The organism is Deinococcus aerophilus (genome assembly GCF_014647075.1).
GTDB lineage: Bacteria > Deinococcota > Deinococci > Deinococcales > Deinococcaceae > Deinococcus > Deinococcus aerophilus.
On sequence record NZ_BMOM01000003.1, the window covers coordinates 16,284 to 35,081 of the forward strand.

The 18,798-nt window shown below is 68.1% G+C and carries 18 protein-coding genes; 10 read left to right on the plus strand and 8 right to left on the minus strand.

Annotated elements, in window-relative coordinates; genetic code table 11:
* Positions 1-43 precede the first annotated feature (43 nt).
* Both IEY21_RS02570 and tmk read left to right on the plus strand, forming a co-directional pair.
* A complete protein-coding gene (locus IEY21_RS02570; RefSeq protein ID WP_373290469.1) occupies positions 44-829 on the plus strand; it encodes a Nif3-like dinuclear metal center hexameric protein in 786 nt (261 codons plus the stop codon).
* A gap of 22 nt (positions 830-851) precedes the next feature.
* Positions 852-1,478, plus strand: a complete 627-nt coding sequence (gene tmk / locus IEY21_RS02575; RefSeq protein WP_188901064.1) for a dTMP kinase — start codon at positions 852-854, stop codon at positions 1,476-1,478.
* A 10-nt stretch (positions 1,479-1,488) separates the two neighbouring features.
* On the opposite strand, the gene IEY21_RS02580 is transcribed toward tmk, so the two are convergent.
* Both IEY21_RS02580 and queG read right to left on the minus strand, forming a co-directional pair.
* Positions 1,489-2,364 carry a glutaminyl-peptide cyclotransferase gene (locus IEY21_RS02580; protein WP_268237768.1) on the minus strand — a complete coding sequence of 292 codons (876 nt, stop codon included), beginning with the start codon at positions 2,362-2,364 and terminating at the stop codon, positions 1,489-1,491.
* Between the two features lie 110 nt (positions 2,365-2,474).
* Positions 2,475-3,599, minus strand: a complete 1,125-nt coding sequence (gene queG, locus IEY21_RS02585; protein WP_188901068.1) for a tRNA epoxyqueuosine(34) reductase QueG — start codon at positions 3,597-3,599, stop codon at positions 2,475-2,477.
* Positions 3,600-3,734: 135 nt separating this feature from the next.
* Here queG and IEY21_RS02590 point away from each other — a divergent pair, with 135 nt between their 5' ends.
* Together IEY21_RS02590 and dinB are read left to right on the plus strand one after the other, a co-directional pair.
* Positions 3,735-4,958 (plus strand): 23S rRNA (cytosine(2499)-C(5))-methyltransferase, encoded by a 1,224-nt coding sequence (locus IEY21_RS02590; RefSeq protein WP_188901070.1) that lies wholly within the window; start codon positions 3,735-3,737, stop codon positions 4,956-4,958.
* Between the two features lie 67 nt (positions 4,959-5,025).
* Complete coding sequence (gene dinB, locus IEY21_RS02595) at positions 5,026-6,114, plus strand: DNA polymerase IV (protein ID WP_188901072.1); 1,089 nt, start codon at positions 5,026-5,028, stop codon at positions 6,112-6,114.
* Positions 6,115-6,172: 58 nt separating this feature from the next.
* Here dinB and ppsA read toward each other — a convergent pair whose 3' ends face one another.
* On the minus strand, positions 6,173-8,542 hold the full coding sequence (ppsA, locus tag IEY21_RS02600; RefSeq protein WP_188901074.1) for a phosphoenolpyruvate synthase: 2,370 nt from the start codon (positions 8,540-8,542) through the stop codon (positions 6,173-6,175).
* Between the two features lie 184 nt (positions 8,543-8,726).
* Between ppsA and IEY21_RS02605 the strand changes: the two genes are divergently transcribed.
* Positions 8,727-9,545, plus strand: coding sequence for a pyruvate, water dikinase regulatory protein (locus IEY21_RS02605; RefSeq protein ID WP_188901076.1), 819 nt, complete (start codon positions 8,727-8,729; stop codon positions 9,543-9,545).
* A gap of 51 nt (positions 9,546-9,596) precedes the next feature.
* On the opposite strand, the gene pgi is transcribed toward IEY21_RS02605, so the two are convergent.
* Positions 9,597-11,231 carry a glucose-6-phosphate isomerase gene (gene pgi, locus IEY21_RS02610; RefSeq protein WP_188901078.1) on the minus strand — a complete coding sequence of 545 codons (1,635 nt, stop codon included), beginning with the start codon at positions 11,229-11,231 and terminating at the stop codon, positions 9,597-9,599.
* 192 nt (positions 11,232-11,423) lie between these two features.
* Between pgi and IEY21_RS02615 the strand changes: the two genes are divergently transcribed.
* From IEY21_RS02615 to IEY21_RS02625, 3 genes are all read left to right on the plus strand, one after another.
* On the plus strand, positions 11,424-11,693 hold the full coding sequence (locus tag IEY21_RS02615; protein WP_188901081.1) for a hypothetical protein: 270 nt from the start codon (positions 11,424-11,426) through the stop codon (positions 11,691-11,693).
* A 133-nt stretch (positions 11,694-11,826) separates the two neighbouring features.
* Positions 11,827-13,164, plus strand: a complete 1,338-nt coding sequence (gene aroA / locus IEY21_RS02620) for a 3-phosphoshikimate 1-carboxyvinyltransferase (protein WP_188901083.1) — start codon at positions 11,827-11,829, stop codon at positions 13,162-13,164.
* Between the two features lie 66 nt (positions 13,165-13,230).
* On the plus strand, positions 13,231-14,367 hold the full coding sequence (locus tag IEY21_RS02625) for a PQQ-dependent sugar dehydrogenase (protein WP_188901085.1): 1,137 nt from the start codon (positions 13,231-13,233) through the stop codon (positions 14,365-14,367).
* A gap of 251 nt (positions 14,368-14,618) precedes the next feature.
* Here IEY21_RS02625 and IEY21_RS02630 read toward each other — a convergent pair whose 3' ends face one another.
* The 3 genes from IEY21_RS02630 to IEY21_RS02640 form a co-directional block, all read right to left on the minus strand.
* On the minus strand, positions 14,619-15,344 hold the full coding sequence (locus IEY21_RS02630; protein ID WP_188901087.1) for an SDR family oxidoreductase: 726 nt from the start codon (positions 15,342-15,344) through the stop codon (positions 14,619-14,621).
* Positions 15,345-15,439: 95 nt separating this feature from the next.
* On the minus strand, positions 15,440-15,706 hold the full coding sequence (locus IEY21_RS02635; protein ID WP_188901088.1) for a hypothetical protein: 267 nt from the start codon (positions 15,704-15,706) through the stop codon (positions 15,440-15,442).
* A gap of 79 nt (positions 15,707-15,785) precedes the next feature.
* Positions 15,786-16,286 carry a hypothetical protein gene (locus IEY21_RS02640; RefSeq protein ID WP_229752813.1) on the minus strand — a complete coding sequence of 167 codons (501 nt, stop codon included), beginning with the start codon at positions 16,284-16,286 and terminating at the stop codon, positions 15,786-15,788.
* 94 nt (positions 16,287-16,380) lie between these two features.
* On the opposite strand from IEY21_RS02640, the gene IEY21_RS02645 reads away from it, so the two are divergent.
* Together IEY21_RS02645 and IEY21_RS02650 are read left to right on the plus strand one after the other, a co-directional pair.
* On the plus strand, positions 16,381-17,022 hold the full coding sequence (locus IEY21_RS02645) for a MazG family protein (protein ID WP_188901090.1): 642 nt from the start codon (positions 16,381-16,383) through the stop codon (positions 17,020-17,022).
* Complete coding sequence (locus IEY21_RS02650) at positions 17,019-17,627, plus strand: NUDIX hydrolase (protein WP_229752814.1); 609 nt, start codon at positions 17,019-17,021, stop codon at positions 17,625-17,627. The genes IEY21_RS02645 and IEY21_RS02650 overlap by 4 nt, the downstream gene beginning before the upstream one ends.
* An 83-nt stretch (positions 17,628-17,710) precedes the next feature.
* Here IEY21_RS02650 and IEY21_RS02655 read toward each other — a convergent pair whose 3' ends face one another.
* On the minus strand, positions 17,711-18,742 hold the full coding sequence (locus tag IEY21_RS02655) for a DUF4384 domain-containing protein (RefSeq protein ID WP_188901092.1): 1,032 nt from the start codon (positions 18,740-18,742) through the stop codon (positions 17,711-17,713).
* Between the last annotated feature and the right edge of the window lie 56 nt (positions 18,743-18,798).

The following is an 18,798-nucleotide window of genomic DNA, read 5'->3' on the forward strand; positions in this document are numbered from 1 at the left end:
CCGGAGACCGACTGGTCTGGCGCGGGCCTCTACAATGCCCCCCATGACTGACGTTTCCCCCCACCGAACCGGCGAAGTGAGGCGCGACGACCTCGTCCGCTGGCTCAATGACTACCTCAAGATCAATGCCTATCCCGACCCCAGCCTGAACGGCCTGCAGATCGAGGGAACGTCCACCGTCACGCGGGTGGCCGCCAGCGTGGACACCAGCGTCAAGACGCTGCAGCACGCGGCCGACAGCGGCGCAGACCTGCTGCTCGTGCATCACGGCCTGTTCTGGGGCGATGCGCTGGCCGTGACCGGGCCACACCGCACCCGGTTGCAGACCGCACTGTCGGCAGACCTCAACCTGTACGCCGCCCATATTCCGCTGGACGCCCACCCGGAGGTCGGCAACAACGCCATGATCGCCCGCGCGCTGTCTCTGGAAAACGCACAGCCCTTCGGAGACTGGCAGGGCCACAAGATCGGTCTGGCGGGCGAACTGCCCTTCGAGCAGAGCCTGCAGGACTTCGCCGACCGCATCCAGAAGCTGACCGGCGAGATCTGTCTGGTCCACGGCGGCGGCCAGCCCACCGTGCGCCGGGTCGGCATCCTCAGCGGCAGCGGCGCGGGCGCGGTGGCCGAGGCGGCGGCGGCGGGTCTGGACACCCTGCTCACCGGCGAACCCGAACACAAGCACTTCCATGAGTCCTTCGAGTACGGCGTGAACGTGGTTTTCGCCGGGCACTATGAAACAGAGGTCTTCGGGGTCCGCGCCCTGGCCGCCCGCATCGAGGAGGAATTCGGCTTGCCGTGGCAGTTCCTGCACCACCCCACAGGCCTGTGAAGCCGCCTGCGGCGTACCGCCCATGAGCGGCAGCGGCCTGTTCATCTCCTTCGAGGGACCGGAAGGAGCGGGCAAGAGCACCCAGATCGGCCGTCTGGGCGCTCAGCTCGGGCACGCGGGAATCCCGCATGTGCTGACGCGCGAGCCGGGAGGCACGCCGCTGGGAATGCGGGTGCGCGAGGTTCTGCTTGACCCGGCGCTGACCATAGATTCATTGCCCGAGTTCCTGCTGTACAGCGCCAGCCGCGCGCAGCTCGTGGGCAACCTGATCCGGCCAGCGCTGCGGCGCGGAGACGTGGTGGTCTGCGACCGCTACGCCGATTCCAGCATGGCCTATCAGGGCTTCGGGCGCGGCCTGGACGCCGGGCTGCTGCGTCAGATCACGCAGGCGGCGACCGGGGGGCTGACCCCCAACCTCACCGTGCTGCTGGACCTGGACCCGGCCGTGGGCCTGCAACGGGCGGCGCGGCGCGGCCAGCCCGACCGCCTGGAACGCGCCGACCTGGAGTTTCATCAGCGGCTGCGCCAGGGATTCCTGACCCTCGCCGCACAGGAACCCCAGCGCTTTTTAACCCTGGACGCCACCCGGCCCGAGGCTGAACTGGCCGCCCGAATCTGGGGGGCGGTCCAGGCGCGGCTGCCCAGCTAAACGCCGAAATCTACCGGCGCGGATTGCCGCGCCCGTTCACGGTGCCCAGGCCCGGCACCTTCACCTCGAAGACCGTACCCCAGCGTTTGCCCGTCAGCAGCAGCGTGCCGCGTTCGGGAACGTAGGCCACTCCGTTGGGAATGTCATCGAAGGTCAGCGGCTTGCCGGCGCGGGCAGCGTTGGCGCTGGCTTCACGGGTCAGGGCCGAGAGGTCCAGCCACGCGGTCACCTTGCCGCTTTGGGGATCGATGCGCGCCAGCCGGTCGGTCAGCCAGATGTTGGCGTAGACGCTGCCCTGCACATATTCCAGCTCGTTGAGGTTCTTGACCGGCTGACCCATGTCGGTCACGGTTACGCTGCGTTTCACTGCAAAGGTCTTGGGATCACGCCACACCAGCGTGGAGCTGCCGTTGCTCATGATCAGCTGCTTGCCATCGGTGGTCAACCCCCAGCCCTCTCCGCTGTAGCGGTAGCGTCCCACCTCGTTCAGGGTCGTGGCGTCGAAGGCAAAGGCCACGCCCTCCTGCCACGTCAGGTGGTAGGCCACGCCGCCCAGCACCGCGACACCCTCGCCAAAGGCCGTCGCCAGCGGTGTGGCGACCCGGTCCACCACCTTGCCGGTCTTGAGCTCCACCCGCCGCACCCCGGATTCGCCCACCAGACCGGTGCTCTCTATATATGTGCCGTCTCCCAGATACTGCAACCCCTCAGTAAAGGCGGCGCGGTCATGCGGATGGCGGGCCACCACGACCGGGGTGAGCACGGGCGGGCGGACGCTGGCGGAAGCGGGACCAGAAGGCGAGGAGGCCGGCGGCGTGGTCTGGGCAAGGGCCGCCGCACCCAGCAGACCCACAGTGATCACAAACAGAAGAGAGGGAACGCGCACACCACCCATGGTAGAGGGGAAGAGTGTTCGGTATCTGACATTGCTGATGGTGTTCTTGAGAGGACCTTTCGACACCGGCCCCCATGCGGCAAAAAGGCCCCCTTCTGAACTCAGGCTCGAACGGACGCTCCCTCGATCAACCGGGCCACCTCTGTGCGGACCTCCCCGTCCGGATCATCCAGCAGCGCCCGGAGCCGCCGTGTCTCACCCCACTGCTGCAGCGCCCAGGCTGCCGTCTGGCGCACCTCAGAGGCGGGGTCCTGGGCTCCCGCCAACAGCAGCGGCCAGCCCTGCGGCGACCGGGTATTGCCAAGCACCGTCAGGGCATTGCGGGCCATACCCTTGCGGCGCGGACGCAGAAACGCGCTGCCGGCAAACCGGCGGTTGAATTCACGCTCGCCGGTTCCAAAAAAGGCGCTGAGGTCCGGGTGGGCGAGTTCGGGATCGGGCCGCAGCAACCCGGCCAGCGGCCCCGCCTTCTGCGACCACGGGCAGACCTCGCTGCACACGTCGCAGCCGAACAGCCACTCCCCCACCCCGGATCGCAGGTCATGGGGGACGGGGCCACGGTGTTCGATGGTCAGGTAGGAGACGCAGCGCCGCGCGTCGATGGCCCGGTCATCGCCAATGGCCCCGGTGGGACACGCCGCGACACAACGAAAGCAGCGTCCGCAGCGGTCCGGATGCGCCTCGCCGGAACCCCCGGAGGGCAGGTCGGTGAGCAGCACCGCCAGCGTGACAAAGGCGCCCAGCCGGGTGCTGACCAGCATGCCCGACTTGCCCCGCCAGCCCAGAAACGCGCCCGAGGCGAACAGCCGTTCCATCACCGGACCGTGGTCCACGTACCCGCGTGCCCGCACCCCCAGCGCCGCCGCCTCGGTTTCCAGGCGGGTCAGCACCGGCTGCAGCTGGTCGTGGTAGTCGGGGGTCCAGGCGTAACGGGCCACCCGGCCCACCCGGATTCCGCCCGCCGGCACCGGCGGCTCGGCGAAGGCATGCGAAACGCCCAGCACAAGCACACTGCCCACGCCCTCCAGCCGGGACGACGGGTCGGCGCGCACCGGAAGCTGGCGCTCCAGATACGCCATGCCCGCGTGCCGGCCAGCGTCCAGCCAGCGGGCATATTCGTCCACGGCCCCGGCGGGCACCTGCGCGGCTGCCCAGCCCACCGCATCTGCCCCCAGGTGCTGGGCAAGGTCGGCCAGATGTTCGGCGGCGGAAGGGGACGCGCTCATGCGGGCGAGTATGCCGTCCCGGGCCCGCCTCAAATGGCACCTGGGCGGGTTGCGCCTGCCGGCGCTGCCGGCCACCTTGGGGCGCGCCTTCCACAGGTTCCGGTGTCCAGCGCACGCATGCGCTACGCTTCCCGGATGCCTGCTCCGTCCCCCACTTCCGCTCCTTCCCGCCTGCGCCTGCGCGTCACGGCGGCGGCAGAGGCCCATGTCCGCGCCGGACACCCCTGGGTCTATGAATCCAGCGTGCGCGAACAGAACCGCCCCGGCGAGGCCGGAGAACTCGCCGTGATCTATGACCGCCGCGACCGCTTCCTGGCCATCGGTCTCTATGATCCGCACTCGCCGCTGAGGATGCGGGTGCTGCATGCCGGGTCCCCGGTCACGCTCGACGATGCGTGGTGGGGGGCGCGGCTGGACACGGCCCTGCTCAGGCGGCAGCCGCTGCTCGACTCTGCCGGCACCGAGGCGAAGACCGACGGCTACCGGGTCCTGAACGGCGAATCCGACGGCTTTGGAGGGCTGGTGGTGGACCGCTACGCGGACGTGCTGGTGGTCAAGATCTACACTGCCGCGTGGTTTCCGCACCTGCAGCGCATGCTGGGGCTGCTCTCGGAGCGTTTTGCAGGGTTCCCGGCGGTGCTGCGCCTGAGCCGCAACATCCAGGCGGCAGCGGAAAAGGTGGGCCTCCACGACGGCCAGGTGGTGCTGGGCACGTTGCCCGACGCCCCGGTGGTCTTCCAGGAATCCGGCCTGCGCTTTGAGGCGGACGTGGTGCGCGGCCAGAAAACCGGCTTTTTTCTGGACCAGCGCGAGAACCGGCGGCGGGTCGAGCGGCTCAGCTCAGGCCGCCGGGTGCTGAATGCCTTCTCCTTCAGCGGCGGGTTCTCGCTGTACGCAGCGCGTGGCGGGGCCGCAGAGGTCGTCAGTCTGGACATCAGTGCCCACGCGCTCGCCGGGGCGACGCGCAACTTCGCCCTGAATCCGGCCCTGACCACGCCGCATGAGACGGTGCAGGCCGATGTGTTCGGGTGGCTCTCGGATACCCGGCGCACCTTTGATCTGGTGATTCTCGATCCGCCCTCGCTGGCCCGGCGCGAGGCCGAGCGGACCGGGGCCATCCGGGCCTATGGCAAGCTGGCCGCCGACGGCATCGCCCGCCTGGCACGGGGCGGGGTACTGCTCAGCGCCTCATGCTCGGCCCACGTCAGCGCCGAGGAATTCTGGGACGCCGTGCGCGGCGCGGCGCAGTCCAGCGGCCGGAAGTGGAAGGAGCTGGCGACCACCCGCCACGCCCCCGACCACCACGCGACCTTTCCCGAAGCGGAGTACCTGAAGGCCATCTACCTGCAGCTGGATTGAGGTCCGGGCCGCGGGCCTGAACCGAAAATCCCATCTTCGCCTTCTGGCGGGACCGTAACATCAGGGGGTGTCGGCGCCGCTCCGGAAAATCATTCATGTGGACATGGACGCCTTCTATGCGTCGGTGGAACAGCGTGATGACCCCCGGCTGCGGGGACGTCCGCTGGCGGTGGCGTGGGGGGGCAAGCGCAGCGTGGTGCTGACCGCGAGCTACGAGGCGCGGCCGTTTGGAGTGCGCAGCGCCATGCCGCTGTACCGGGCGTTGGAACGCTGCCCGGACCTCGTGGTGGTTCCGCCGCGCTTCGAGGCGTACCGCGAGGTCAGCACGCAGATCCGCGCCGTGTTCGCCCGCTACAGCGCGCTCGTGGAACCCCTGTCGCTGGACGAGGCCTACCTGGACGTGACCGAGCCACTGCGCGGCGGACCCAGCGCCACCCGCATCGCCCAGCACGTCCGCGCGGAGGTGCGGGCCGAGACGGGCCTGAGCGCCACCGCGGGCGTCAGCGTCAACAAGTTTCTGGCCAAGCTCGCCAGCGGCATGAACAAGCCCGACGGCCTGACCGTGGTGCTGCCCCAGCAGGTGGACGCCCTGCTGGCCTCACTGCCGGTGTCCGACTTTCACGGTATCGGCCCGGCCACCGCCGCCCGGCTGGCCGCACAGGGCATTCATACCGGAGCCGATCTGCGCGCCGTCTCGCCCGGAGCGCTGACCGCACAGTTCGGCAAGCTGGGCGGGCACTTCTGGCGCATTGCCCACGGACAGGACGACCGGCCGGTGGAGGCCGACAGGCCGCACAAGAGCATTGGGGCAGAAGAAACCTATGGCGATGACCTGAGAGGGGTAGACGCCGTGGGAGCGCGGCTGCCCCTCCTGGCCGGAGCAGTGGAGCGGCGGCTTTCGCGGGCGGGGCTGGCGGGCCGGGTGGTCGTGCTGAAGCTGAAGTTCAGCGACCGGGCCGTGATCACCCGCCGCGTCACCCTGCCCGTGCCCGTTCACGCCGCTCCCGATCTGGCCCGCGCCGCCGCGCACCTGCTCACGCCGCAGCTGCTCGCGGAGCGGGGGGTGCGCCTCGCCGGCATCACGGCGGCAGGGCTGTGCGGGGTCGGCGAGGGTGTGGGGCAGCCGGGGCTGTTCGATCCGGCGCCGCAGGATTGAGTGCCCCACCTCGCCTCAGGCACGGTTGTCTCGGGGCATACCCCCGGCAAACAGTGGCTTAAACCTCCACACCCTTCCCGGCCAAATCCAGCCAGGTGGTCAGCACGCTGTCCGGGTTCAGGCTCACCGAGTCGATGCCCTGCTCCATCAGCCAGTGGGCCAGCGCGGGGTGGTCGCTCGGGCCCTGACCGCAGATGCCGATGTACTTGCCCTGTTTCTTCGCGGCGGCAATGGCCTGCGCCATCAGCGCAAGCACGGCGGGGTCCTGCTCGTCGAACAGGTCGGCCACCAGTCCCGAGTCCCGGTCCAGTGCCAGCGTCAGCTGGGTCAGGTCGTTGCTGCCGATGGAGAAGCCGTCGAAGTGTTCGAGGAACTGCTCGGCCAGAATGGCGTTGCTGGGCACCTCGCACATCATGATGACCTTCAGGCCGTTCTCGCCGCGCTTCAGGCCGTTGCGGCCCAGAATTTCGATGATGGTCTGCGCCTCGCCCACCGTGCGGACAAAGGGAATCATGACCTGCACGTTGGTCAGGCCCATGTCGTCACGCACGGCCTTGATGGCCTCACATTCCAGCGCGAAGGCCGCCGAGAAGTCGGCGCTGCGGTAGCGGCTCGCCCCCCGGAACCCGATCATGGGATTCTCTTCTTTTGGCTCGTAAGCCGCGCCGCCGATCAGGTGCGCGTACTCGTTGCTCTTGAAGTCCGACAGGCGCACGATCACCGGCTTGGGCGCAAAGGCGGCAGCGATGTTGCCCACGCCTTCCATCAGCTTCTCGCGGAAAAAGTCGCGTGGCGAGGCGTAGCCCCGGATACGCTCCTCGATCTGGGCCCGGACGTCTTCCGGCACATCCGGGTAGTCCAGCAGAGCGCGCGGATGAATGCCGATCACGTTCGAGCAGACGAACTCCACCCGGGCCAGCCCCACACCATCGTTGGGCAGCGCCGCAAACGAGAAGGCGCGGTCCGGCGAGGCCACGTTCATCATGATCTTCATGGGCACGTCGGGCATCGAGTCCAGCTCTATGCGGTGAACCTTGAACTCGCGCTTGCCCGCGTACACATACCCGGTGTCGCCCTCGGCACACGACACGGTCACTGCCTGCCCGCTTTTTAGCTCACGGGTGGCGTTGCCGCTGCCCACCACGGCCGGAATGCCCAGTTCGCGGGCGATGATGGCCGCGTGGCAGGTGCGCCCGCCCCGGTTGGTCACGATGGCCGAGGCCCGTTTCATCACCGGTTCCCAGTCGGGGTCGGTCATGTCGGCCACCAGCACGTCGCCGTCCTGCACCGCGTCCATCTCGGAAGGGTCACGCACCACGCGCACCGTGCCGCTGCCGATGCGGTTGCCCACCGCCCGGCCCTCCACCAGCACCTCGCCCGCACCGCCGCTCATCTCGAAGCGCTCCAGTGTGCGCCCGGCGCGGCTCTGCACGGTTTCCGGGCGGGCCTGCAGAATGTAGATCTGGCCGTCGCGTCCGTCCAGGCCCCACTCGATGTCCATCGGGCGGTCGTAGTGCTGCTCGATGGCGATGCACTGCCGCGCCAGCTCGGTCAGGTCCTCGTCCGACAGGCAAAACCGCCGGGCGTCCTCCTCGGAGACGTCCACGCTGTCCACGCCGGCGCCACCCTCGGCGTAGATCATCTTGCGGGCCTTGCTGCCCAGGGTGCGGCGCAGCACGGCCTTCTTTCCGCTGCGCACCGCGGGCTTGTACACGAAGAACTCGTCCGGATTGATCGCGCCCTGGACCACCAGTTCGCCCAGCCCATACGCGGCAGTGACCAGCACGGCGTCGCGGTAGCCGCTCTCGGTGTCCAGGGTAAAGGCCACCCCCGACACGCCCAGGTCGGTGCGGACCATGCGCTGAATTCCGGCGGAGAGGGCAACCTCGGCGTGCGCGAAGTCGTGGTGCACGCGGTAACTGATGGCACGGTCGTTGTACAGGCTGGCGAACACCAGACGAACGTGGTGCAGGACGCTCTCGATGCCACGCACATTCAAGAAGGTTTCCTGCTGCCCGGCAAAACTGGCCTCGGGCAGGTCCTCGGCGGTGGCGCTGGAACGCACGGCCACATCGGGGTCCAGGCCACCCGATTCGTGGGCCATGGCCGCGTAGGCCTCGCGCAGGGCTGTTTCCAGTGCCTGGGGCAACGACGCCTGTTCCACCCAGCCCCGGATCTCCTTGCCGGCGGCGGCCAGGGCCACCACATCGTTCACGTCCAGGGCCGAGAGGCGGTCATTGATCTTTTCCTCGATGTGGTTCTCAGTCAGGAACAGCCGGAAGGCGTCCGCGGTGGTGGCAAACCCGCCCGGCACCCGCACCCCGGCCTCGCCCAGCCCGTGAATCATCTCGCCAATGGAGGCGTTCTTGCCCCCCACGGTGTCCACGTCGGTCATCCTTAGTGTTTGAAACGCACGTATCATGTCCATGTCTTTTCTCCGGTGGGCTGGGAGGTCTGCCCCCTTGGGGCGGGTGGGTTTGTGTCTGCTGGTCTCCTCCAGCTTAACGGGTCCGGCCCGCCGTGTGCTGTCTCCGCAGCCGGGACAGGGCCAGCTCGGCACCAAAGAACCGGCCCCGCCCCTGACGCGGCTGCGGACATGTCACTCTGAAGGTGTGTCCTCTCCCCGAGCTTCCGCCCGCACGGTGCTGATCGTCAGCGACCACACCGGAATCACCGCCGAGAACATCGCCCGCGCCCTCCTGGCCCATTTCCCCCAGCAACCGCTGCGCTACCTGCGCCGGCCCTTCACGGCCGACGTGAATGCGGCGCGGGCGGTGGCGCGCGAGGTCGCGGCATTGATGGAGGCAGGTGAGCGTCCAATTCTCTTCACGACCATCACCCAGCCTGCCGTGCTCGCCGAGTTGCAGACCACTCCCGTGCAGGTCTTCGATCTGCTGACCCCCGGCATCAGCGTGCTGGAGCAGGAATTCGGGCAGAAGGCGTCCGGCACGGTGGGCGGATACCACGACATGCACGATTCCGGGGCTTACCTGGGCCGCATGGAGGCGCTGGATTTTGCCCTGGCGACCGATGACGGCGTGGGCGACAAGCAGTACGGGCTGGCCGACGTGATCCTGGTGGGGGTCAGCCGGGTGGGCAAGACGCCCACCAGCCTGTTCCTGGCCCTGCAGCATGGAGTGCGCGCCAGCAACTATCCGCTGGCCGAGGACGACTTTGACCGCAACGGCCTGCCGCTGCCGCTGGAAAAGCACCGCACCAAGCTGTACGGCCTGACCATCGATCCGCGCCGGCTACACGCCATCCGCACCCAGCGCAAGGCGGGCAGCCGCTACGCCAGTCCCGAGCAGTGCGAGTTCGAGGTCCGGCGCGCCGAACGGCTGTTCCAGCGCGTCGGCCTGCCTGTGCGCGACACGACGAGCACCAGCGTGGAGGAGATCGCCGCAGGAATTCTGAGCACCCTGCGGCGGTGACCGGGCGGCCAGGGTGAACGGACGCCGAAAGGGTCCGTCACCCGCCGGCCATCACCGCCTTTCTCGGTACCGCCGGATCAGCGTGTTCGTGCTGCTGTCATGCTTCAGCTGCGGCTCCGGTCCGGTCCCCAGCTCCGGCACGATCCGTCCGGCCAGCACCTTGCCCAGTTCGACCCCCCACTGATCGAAGGAATTGATGTTCCATACCACGCCCTGCACGAAGACCTTGTGTTCGTACAGGGCAATCAGCGCGCCCAGCGTGCGCGGCGTCAGGCGGTCGGCGAGGATGGTGTTGGTCGGGCGGTTGCCCTCAAAGACGCGGTGAGGGGCCAGCGCCTCCTCCACGCCCTCGGCAAGCACGGCGTCGAGCGACTTGCCAAAGGCCAGCGCCTCGGTCTGCGCGAACACGTTGGCCATCAGGAGGTCGTGGTGCGAGGGGCCGCCGGGGGTAGGCAGCGGGTTGAGGGTCTGACAGAAACCGATGAAGTCGCAGGGAATCAGCTTGGTGCCCTGGTGGATCAGCTGATAGAAGGCGTGCTGGCCGTTGGTTCCCGGCTGACCCCAGATCACCGGACCGGTCTGGTAGTCCACCGGTTGCCCCCCCAGGGTCACGTGCTTGCCGTTGCTCTCCATGTCCAGCTGCTGCAGGTAGGCCGGAAAGTACTGCAGGTACTGGTCATACGGCAGCACCGCGTGGGACTGGGCGCCGAAAAAGTTGTTGTACCACACCCCCAGCATCGCCATCAGGACCGGCAGGTTGCCTTCCAGCGGTGCGGTGCGGAAATGCTCGTCCATCTCGTGAAAGCCTGCGAGCAGTTCAGAGAAGCCGTCCGGGCCGATGGAGAGCATCACGCTCAGGCCGATGGCGCTGTCCATGCTGTAGCGCCCGCCCACCCAGTCCCAGAAGCCGAACATATTGGCCGGGTCAATACCGAAGTTCTGCACCGCGTCGGCATTGGTGGACACCGCGACAAAGTGCCGCGCCACCGCCGCGCCGTCTTTCAGACCCGACAGCAGCCACGCGCGGGCCGAGGCCGCGTTCGCCATCGTCTCCTGGGTGGTAAAGGTCTTGCTTGACACAATGAACAGCGTTTCTTCCGGGTCCAGGTCAAGGGTCTTCTCCACCAGATCGGTGCCGTCCACATTGGACACGAACCGGACCGTCAGGTCGCGCTGGGCGTAGTGCCGGAGGGCCTTGTAGGCCATCACCGGACCCAGATCACTGCCGCCGATGCCGATGTTCACAATGTTGCGGATGGGTCTGCCCGTGAAGCCCAGCCATTGCCCGCCTCTGACGGCGCTGGCAAAGACCGCCATGCGGTCCAGGACCTCGTGGACCTCGGGCACCACATCCTGGCCGTCCACCACCACCGACGCTTCCCGGGGCTGACGCAGGGCGGTGTGCAGCACGGCCCGCTGCTCGGTGATGTTGATGCGCTCGCCGGCAAACATGGCCCGGCGCCACTCCTCCACGCCGGTTTCACGCGCCAGGTCCATCAGCAGGCTCAGCGTCTCGTCGGTCACGCGGTTCTTGCTGTAGTCCAGATACAGGCCCGCGCCCTCGGCGCTGAGCCGTTCACCCCGGCGGGAGTCGGCGGCAAACAGGTCGCCCAGCCGGGTGTCTTTCATCATGCGGTGGTGCGCGTTCAGGGCAGTCCAGGCGGACAGTTCGGTCAGGATGGGCATGGGCGGAACACCTCCACGGGAATTGGGGGGACAGAGCGGGGCCAGAAACCGTTTCCGGACGAGCATAGCGCCCGGACCCGGCGGGCCGCCCCGCCGCTGTCCACACACGGTTTTTGGGGTACTCCGCCGCGGGCCGGCGCAACTGACCGGTCCGTCAGATTGCTGTGCCAAGCCGCCGCCTACCCTGGGGGCATGACCAGAACCTACGAGGCGTCCCCGCGATGGGGTTTCCGAGGCCCTCATCCCGGCGACGCCGTGGTCGGCGCAGGACCCGGGGTCCACCACGGGCTTCAGGTCTGCCCCGAGCGGCTGGCGCTGTCCCTGCTCGCCGAGGAGCAGCGTCAGGTGCTGTCGTTGCTGGGTCGCCTGCGGCGCTCGGCCCAGACCGCGCAGGCCCAGGCGTCCCAGCACCAGACCCAGATTCGGACCCAGGCCCAGCCCCCGCAACGCCGCGCAGGCTGAGTCCCCCCTTCCGGTTCCAGCACGGCCCAGTCCTTCTTTCAACAACAGCCCTCCTTCCAGCCCAGCTCCAGCGGGGGGGGGCTGTCTTGCCCGCGGGGCGGCGGCGGAACCGGGCCGCGTTAGCCTGAGCGCCATGAGTGCCGATGGTCTGCCCGAGCGTTTTGATGTGCTGGTCCACCCTGCCGGGGAGCTGCGCGGCGAGCTGCGTGCCCAGCCCAGCAAGAACTACACCACCCGCTATCTGCTCGCGGCGGCGCTCGCGCGCGGCGAGACGCGCGTGGTGGGCGCGGCGACCAGCGAGGACGCCGCGGCGATGCTGGGCTGCCTGCAAGACTGGGGCGCGGGCGTCACGCTGTCCGGAGACGACGCCATCATCCAGGGCTTCGGCGCCTCGCCGCGCGCGGGCGTCACCCTCAACCCCGGCAACGCCGGGGCGGTGGCCCGTTTTCTGATGGGGGTGGCGGCTCTGACCCGGGACACCCTGTTCGTCACCGATTACCCCGATTCGCTGGGCCGGCGGCCTCAGGGCGACCTGCTCGACGCCCTGCAGCGCCTGGGGGCCCGGGTCAGCAGCGCGGACGGACGGTTTCCCCTGAGCGTCAGCGGGCCGGTCCAGGGAGGCCGGGTGGAAGTCAGCGCCGAGCGCTCCAGCCAGTACGCCAGCGCCCTGCTGTTTCTGGCGCCGCTGCTGCCCGGCGGGCTGGACCTGCACCTTACCGGGACCATCAAGAGCCACGCGCCGCTGCGCCAGACCCTGGATACCCTGAGCGCCTTCGGCATCTCGCATCACGCGAGCGGCGACCTGAGCCGCATCACCGTGCCGGGCGCGCAGGCCTACCGGGCGGGCCGGGTCACGGTGCCCGGCGACTACCCCGGCTCGGCCGCCGTGCTCGCGGCGGCGGCGCTGGTTCCCGGCGAGGTTCGCCTCTCGAATCTGCGCGAACACGACCTGCAGGGCGAGCGGGAGGCGGTGGCCGTGCTGCAGGAGATGGGCGCGGACCTTGTGCGCGAGGGCGACACGCTGGTCGTGCGGGGCGGAAGGCCGCTGCGGGCCGTCACGCGCGACGGGGACGGCTTCACCGACGCCGTGCAGGCCCTGAGCGCCGCCGCCGCCGTGGCGGAGGGCACCACCACCTGGGAGAACGTCTCGACCCTGCGGCTCAAGGAATGTGACCGCATCAGCGACACCCGGCACGAACTGCAGCGGCTGGGCATCGGGGCAGAAGAAACCCCGGACAGCCTGAGCATCACCGGGACCGGGCGCGTCGCCGGAGGCGTGACCGCCGACGGCCACGGCGACCACCGCATGATCATGCTGCTCACGGTCCTGGGCCTGCGCGCCGAGGCCCCGGTCCGCATCACCGGCGCACACCACATCCGCAAGAGCTATCCGCTGTTCTTCCGGCACCTGGAAACACTGGGTGCGCGTTTCGAATACCTGCCCACCGACGCCCACACCGACGCCCGGTGAGCGCTCTGCGGGCCAGCTTTAATGCTTCCTGGCCGGCATTCTCACCCGTGGATGCTCGACTGATCCATGCCTCTTTTCCGATTTGTGGTGGCCGGCGCGCTGGCCCTGGGCACTCTGGGCTGCGCACAGAATACGGGCCAGACCGGCAACTCCTCCGGTACGCCGCTGGATACCTCGGGGTTCAGCGTGCCCACGGGCTTCAAGGTCACTCCCTACGCCGAGGGATTCCAGAAACCGCGCCTGATGGTGGTGGCGAGCAACGGCGACGTGCTGCTCAGCGACACATCCGCCGGGCGGGTGTACGTTCTGCCCGACCGCAACAAAGATGGCCAGGCCGACCGCAAGGAGGTCTTTGCCAGCGGTCTTAACCAGCCGCACGGCCTCGCCATCCACGGGGGGTATCTGTATGTCGCCAATACCGACCAGGTGGTGCGCTTTCCCTACAAGGCGGGCGACCTGAAGGCCAGCGGCCCGGCAGAGAACCTCGTCAGCCTGCCCAGCGGGGGCGGGCATTCCACCCGCACCGTCGTCTTCGGGCCGGATGACCGGATGTACGTCTCGGCCGGAAGCAGCTGCAACGTCTGCGAGGAGAGTGATCCGAAGCGCGCCGCCGTCTGGGTCTATGACGCCGACGGCAAGAACGGCCAGGAGTACGCCAGCGGCCTGCGCAACGCTGTGGGTCTGGAGTGGTGGAAAGACCAGCTGTATGCCACCAACAACGGACGTGATCAGCTGGGCGACGACATTCCCCCCGAAGGCTTTTACAGGGTAGACAGCGGCAAGTTCTTCGGCTGGCCGTACTGCTACACCACCCGGCCCGGTGAGGCCCAGGTCTGGGACAAGGACTTTGGCCGCAAGAGTGCCGCCGTTTGCCAAGACGCCACCCCGGCTTTTGCCCTGACCACCGCGCACGCCGCGCCGCTGGGGCTGGCCTTCTACACCGGTCAGACCTTTCCGGAGGCATACCGGGGACAGATGTTCGTGGCGCTGCACGGCAGCTGGAACCGCAGTGAGAAGAGCGGGTACAAGGTCATCATGGTCGATCCGGCCAGCGGCAAGGTCTCGGATTTCATGACCGGATTTCTGAAGGGTCAGCAGGTCAGCGGCCGACCCGTTGACCCGGTGGTGACCCGGGACGGTGCGCTGCTGCTCTCCGATGACGGCGCGGGCAAGGTGTGGCGCATCCAGTACGTCGGCAAGTAATCCAGCACAGACGTTTTGCTCGGCCCACAGCTGCGCCGCCGAAGACCCGCCCTTACAGATACCTCAACTTCAGGCATGGTGTGGAGGACCGGGCCTAAGCCTACGGGCCCGCAGGCCTCCCCACGCAAGGAACCCCACCGAAAGTCCCCCGACCTGTGACCAGCGTCGGGGGACTTTCTACAGAATTGGCCGTTTTCACAAGGGATAAGACGGAAAGACCTCGTTGCTTCAGGCGGCCCGCGCCCCTCTGTTTACTTCTTCGGGGGCTTGCTCGGGCGCACTTCCACACGGCTGGGAAGCGTGCGGGCGGGCATGTTCAACAGGTCTACCGTGAGCTGGGCGATGTCCTCGGGCTGGATCTTCCACGCGTCGGCGTCGCTGGGGGTGTGACCCGCAAAATGCGTTGCCACGCTGCCGGGCATGATCTGCGTCACCTTGATGTCGTGCTGACGCAGGTCCAGGGTCAGGACTTCCGAGAGGCCGTTGAGGCCGAACTTGCTCGCGTTGTACGCCGCGCCGCCCGCAAAGGGGTTCTTCCCAGCCAGGCTGGACAGCGTGAAGATGTAGCCTCCCCGCTCCTTCATGGCCGGAATGGCCGCCTTGATGGTGTAGAAGGCCCCCGACAGGTTGGTGTCGATCACGTCCTGCCACTGCTGGATGGTCATGTCGGCAATATTGGCGAAGTTGCCCACACCCGCATTCACGAACAGCACGTCCAGGCCCCCGAAGGCGTCCACATGGGCCGATACCTCCCTCTCCAGGGCGGCCGGATCGCGCACGTCACACACGACGCCGCGGACCTGTTCACCCAGGTCACCGGCGGCCCGCGAGATTTCCTGCTGGTCGCGGCTGGTGATGGTCACGGAATACCCGGCCCCGGCCAGTGCCCGCGCCACCTCATAGCCGATGCCCTTGCTGCCGCCGGTCACGAAGGCGCTGCCGCGCTGACCCTGCTTGTGGTCTGTGGTTGCTGTCATGGCCCGACGCTAACATGCCCCCCGCCGGAGAAAACCCCTGACCGGGCACCTTCACGCCAAGGCATAAGACCGCATGAAGCCGCGGCAGGCCAGGGTCAGTGGGGTGTGCTGCCGCGGTGGGACCAGTGGGTCTGGGAGGTGGGGGTGGAATCGATGTCCCGGGCATGGCGCCACCATGAGCTCAGAGCGATGCCCCCGGCCACCACGACCGCCACGAGAATAGACACCCCCATCAGGGCCAGCGTTCCCAGACCCAGTTGCGCCGCGATCGCCAGGGCCGCCGTCACCGCCAGCAGGAGCCACCCTACCCTCCGTTTCAAGCTGATGGTCACGCAGCGGGTCAGATAATCTGCTCTTCTCATATCTGCCTCATGGCCCCCAGCATAAAGCACGGTGGGCCCACAGTGTTAAAAACTCAACACGCCGCCGCCCTGCAACCTGTTACGGCAGCTTGCGGGCCAGCTGGTCATACAGGTAATTGGCAGCGTCGGCCTGCTTCTGCCACAGCACCAGCAATCCAAACTGCTCGCCGAGCACCACGCGTTGTCCCCCGGGCAGGGCGAATTCCAGCTGCGCGGTCAGTTTCAGCCACGGCAGCAGCGCGCCGGGGGTGATCAGTACCGGGGTGACGCGGATGCTGTCGTGGGCCGTGGTGCCGGCCACAGCGATGGTCGCACCCGGATAGCGCCGCTTGAGCGCCCGCGCCGAGTCCCGCCGCATGGCGTCGAGAATGCCCTGACGCTGGGCACCGCCCAGCAGGTCGGGATTGCCCTGCATCTGTGGATCGAGGATGACGTAGGTGGCGGTCGAGAGGCGCTGGCCGGTCCAGTCCGTGGGCCAGCCCTGGGCCGCCTGGGCCGCAGCCAGCGCACCGGAGAACGCGGCGGCGAGTCCCAGAGAACGAAGTGCCGCAGGAGCCAGACGGAAACGGACGGGGAACATGCCCACAGTCGAGCACACCCCGTCTGTCTGGGCATGAATTCCGTGTGAGCGCTGCGCCGGTTGCCAGGTCCAGCCAGGCGCTAAAGTAGCCGCCATGCAGGATTTGTTGACCATCATGCGCCGCCTGCGTGGCCCCGGCGGCTGCCCCTGGGATCAGGAACAGACACACGCGTCGCTGCGCCCCTATCTGCTCGAAGAGGCAGCCGAAGCGGTGGACGCCATTGACGCCGGGCAGCCCGCAGAGCTGACCGGTGAACTGGGCGACGTCCTGCTGCAGGTGGCCTTTCACAGCGTTATTGCCGAGGAGGCGGGCACCTTCGCGTATACGGATGTGGAACACAGCATCGTGGACAAGCTGGTGCGGCGACATCCCCATGTGTTCGGGGACGTGACAGTCAGCGGCAGCGGGCAGGTCGTGGCAAACTGGCAGGCCATCAAGGCGGCCGAGCAGGGCGGCAGGGCCCGACGACCTGTGGATCGCGTTCCCGCCGCTCTGGGAGCGCTGGCGCGCGAGGCGGCCGCCCAGAAGCTGACCGCACCCGAGGCAGAACAGGGCAGTCGGGAACACCTCTCCCGCACGCTGGACACGGCCCCCGACACCGCGCAGGGCGTGGCCACGGTGCTGGCCGCCGTTGTGGCGTGGGCCCGTACCCAGGGCATTGACGCCGAACTGGCCCTGCGCGACCACACGACCCGTGCGCTGGCCGCCCTGCCCGACGAGGCCGCCGCTCCGTGACCGATCCCCTGGACGCTGCCCTGCTCGAAGACCTCCGGTCCGAGACGACCACCGATCCCTGGGCGGACTGGCTGGCCACCCGCCGCCGTCAGCCGCTGCACCTGCCCCAGTACCGCCGCGCCGCCGTTCTGGTGGCCCTGACCCGCGAGCCCGACCCCCGCGTGCTGCTCACCGTGCGCTCCACCGACCTGCCGACCCACCAGGGACAGATCAGCTTTCCGGGGGGCAGCCTGGAACCCGGCGAACCTGTGGTGGCCGGGGCGCTGCGTGAAGCGTGGGAGGAGGTGGGCCTGCCGCCGGTCAGCGTGAAGGTCCTCGGCGAACTCGACGATGTGTTCACGCCCATTGGTTTTCACGTCACCCCGGTGCTCGCGCGCGTGCCGGCCGAACCGGCGCTGACCCTCACGGCCGAGGTCACCCAGATCCTGACCCCCACCCTGGGTGAGCTGCGCGCCCTGACCCCGGTCCGGGAATGGCGAACGCTGCCGGACGGTCAGCGCGCCGTGCTGTACCGCTATCCCTGGCAGGGCCACGACATCTGGGGCATGACGGCCCGCGTACTGCACGACCTGCTGACCTCGGGTCCACAGTCCGAGCGTCCCTGACGACCCGCCGCCTGGCCAGACTGCGCGACAATCCAAAGAAAAACCCCCACCAACGAGGTGGGGGGTGCAACCACACAGGAACTTTAGCGGGTGGGGTTGATGGTGATCTGACCGTCCTTGGTCACGTTGTAGTTGCCGACGAAGGTGCGGAAGCCGGGGGCGACGAGCACGATCTCGTGTCCGCCACGGCTGACCTTGAGGTCCAGTCCGCCGTTGCGGATGGTGCCTGCCTCGGTGCCGTCCACGAAGACGCGCGCTCCGGCCACGTTGCTGCGCAGCGACACGGTGTACTGGCTGGGCGTGGGAGCGGGGGCAGGGGTCGCCACGGTCGCGAACTCGGCGTTCAGGTTGGTGGTCGTACCGGCGCGGATGGCCACGGTGGTGGCGATGTCCCGGTAGCCGGGGGCCTGAACGCGCACGGGGTAACTGCCGGGGCGCAGGTTGTTGTAGGTGACGTTCGCTCCGCCCAGGCGCTGGCCATTGAGGATCACGGTGGCGTTGTCCACGTTGGTGCCCACGAACAGGCTGCCGGTGCTGACCGGGTTCTGCGCGGCCACAGTATAGAAGGCCGTGTCGCTGACCCAGGAGTTCTGCGGAATGGGCGTCACCACGATGCTCAGCGCCTGCGCCAGACCGGCCTGGTTCTTGGCGTTCACGGTGGCGAACTGGTCCTGGCTGGTCTTGAAGGAGCTGATCTGGTCGAGCTTCAGCTGGGTCAGGCTGGCGAGGGCAAGCACCTTGTTCTGTCCGATGGGACCGGCAATGGTGTACTCAAAGCCGTCGCCCTCGGCGGGGAAGCTCTTGGTGGTGCCGGCCTTGACGAAGTTACTGTCACTGTCGCTCAGGCGGTTGGGCAGAATCTGGTCCACGCTGCCGTCGGGGTTGACGTTGAACAGGTACACGTAGGCGTCGCGGTTCACGGTGGTGCTGATCACGGCCTTCTCGCCGATCTTGTAGGCAGGGTTCTGGCTGCCGGTGCTGTCCTTGTTGATGCGGACGCTCACGTTCAGGTCCGGCTGGGTGGGGTTTACGATGATGCTCTGGGCACTGATTTTAGGGGCGGCGGCGGCGGTGCTCAGCAGCAGGGCTGCGGGGATCATCAGAAGTTTCTTCACGGGTGGTACCTCCGAGAAGCAGACTAAAGCCACAAACATGACGCCCCATGAGCGGG

Bases quoted from the DNA above. Each gene is read 5' to 3' on its own strand.
- IEY21_RS02570 (WP_373290469.1), top strand. From the start codon at position 44: ATGACTGACGTTTCCCCCCACCGAACCGGCGAAGTGAGGCGCGACGAC.
- tmk (WP_188901064.1), top strand. From the start codon at position 852: ATGAGCGGCAGCGGCCTGTTCATCTCCTTCGAGGGACCGGAAGGAGCG.
- queG (WP_188901068.1), bottom strand. From the start codon at position 3,599: ATGAGCGCGTCCCCTTCCGCCGCCGAACATCTGGCCGACCTTGCCCAG.
- IEY21_RS02590 (WP_188901070.1), top strand. From the start codon at position 3,735: ATGCCTGCTCCGTCCCCCACTTCCGCTCCTTCCCGCCTGCGCCTGCGC.
- ppsA (WP_188901074.1), bottom strand. From the start codon at position 8,542: ATGGACATGATACGTGCGTTTCAAACACTAAGGATGACCGACGTGGAC.
- pgi (WP_188901078.1), bottom strand. From the start codon at position 11,231: ATGCCCATCCTGACCGAACTGTCCGCCTGGACTGCCCTGAACGCGCAC.
- IEY21_RS02615 (WP_188901081.1), top strand. From the start codon at position 11,424: ATGACCAGAACCTACGAGGCGTCCCCGCGATGGGGTTTCCGAGGCCCT.
- aroA (WP_188901083.1), top strand. From the start codon at position 11,827: ATGAGTGCCGATGGTCTGCCCGAGCGTTTTGATGTGCTGGTCCACCCT.
- IEY21_RS02625 (WP_188901085.1), top strand. From the start codon at position 13,231: ATGCCTCTTTTCCGATTTGTGGTGGCCGGCGCGCTGGCCCTGGGCACT.
- IEY21_RS02630 (WP_188901087.1), bottom strand. From the start codon at position 15,344: ATGACAGCAACCACAGACCACAAGCAGGGTCAGCGCGGCAGCGCCTTC.
- IEY21_RS02635 (WP_188901088.1), bottom strand. From the start codon at position 15,706: ATGAGAAGAGCAGATTATCTGACCCGCTGCGTGACCATCAGCTTGAAA.
- IEY21_RS02640 (WP_229752813.1), bottom strand. From the start codon at position 16,286: ATGTTCCCCGTCCGTTTCCGTCTGGCTCCTGCGGCACTTCGTTCTCTG.
- IEY21_RS02645 (WP_188901090.1), top strand. From the start codon at position 16,381: ATGCAGGATTTGTTGACCATCATGCGCCGCCTGCGTGGCCCCGGCGGC.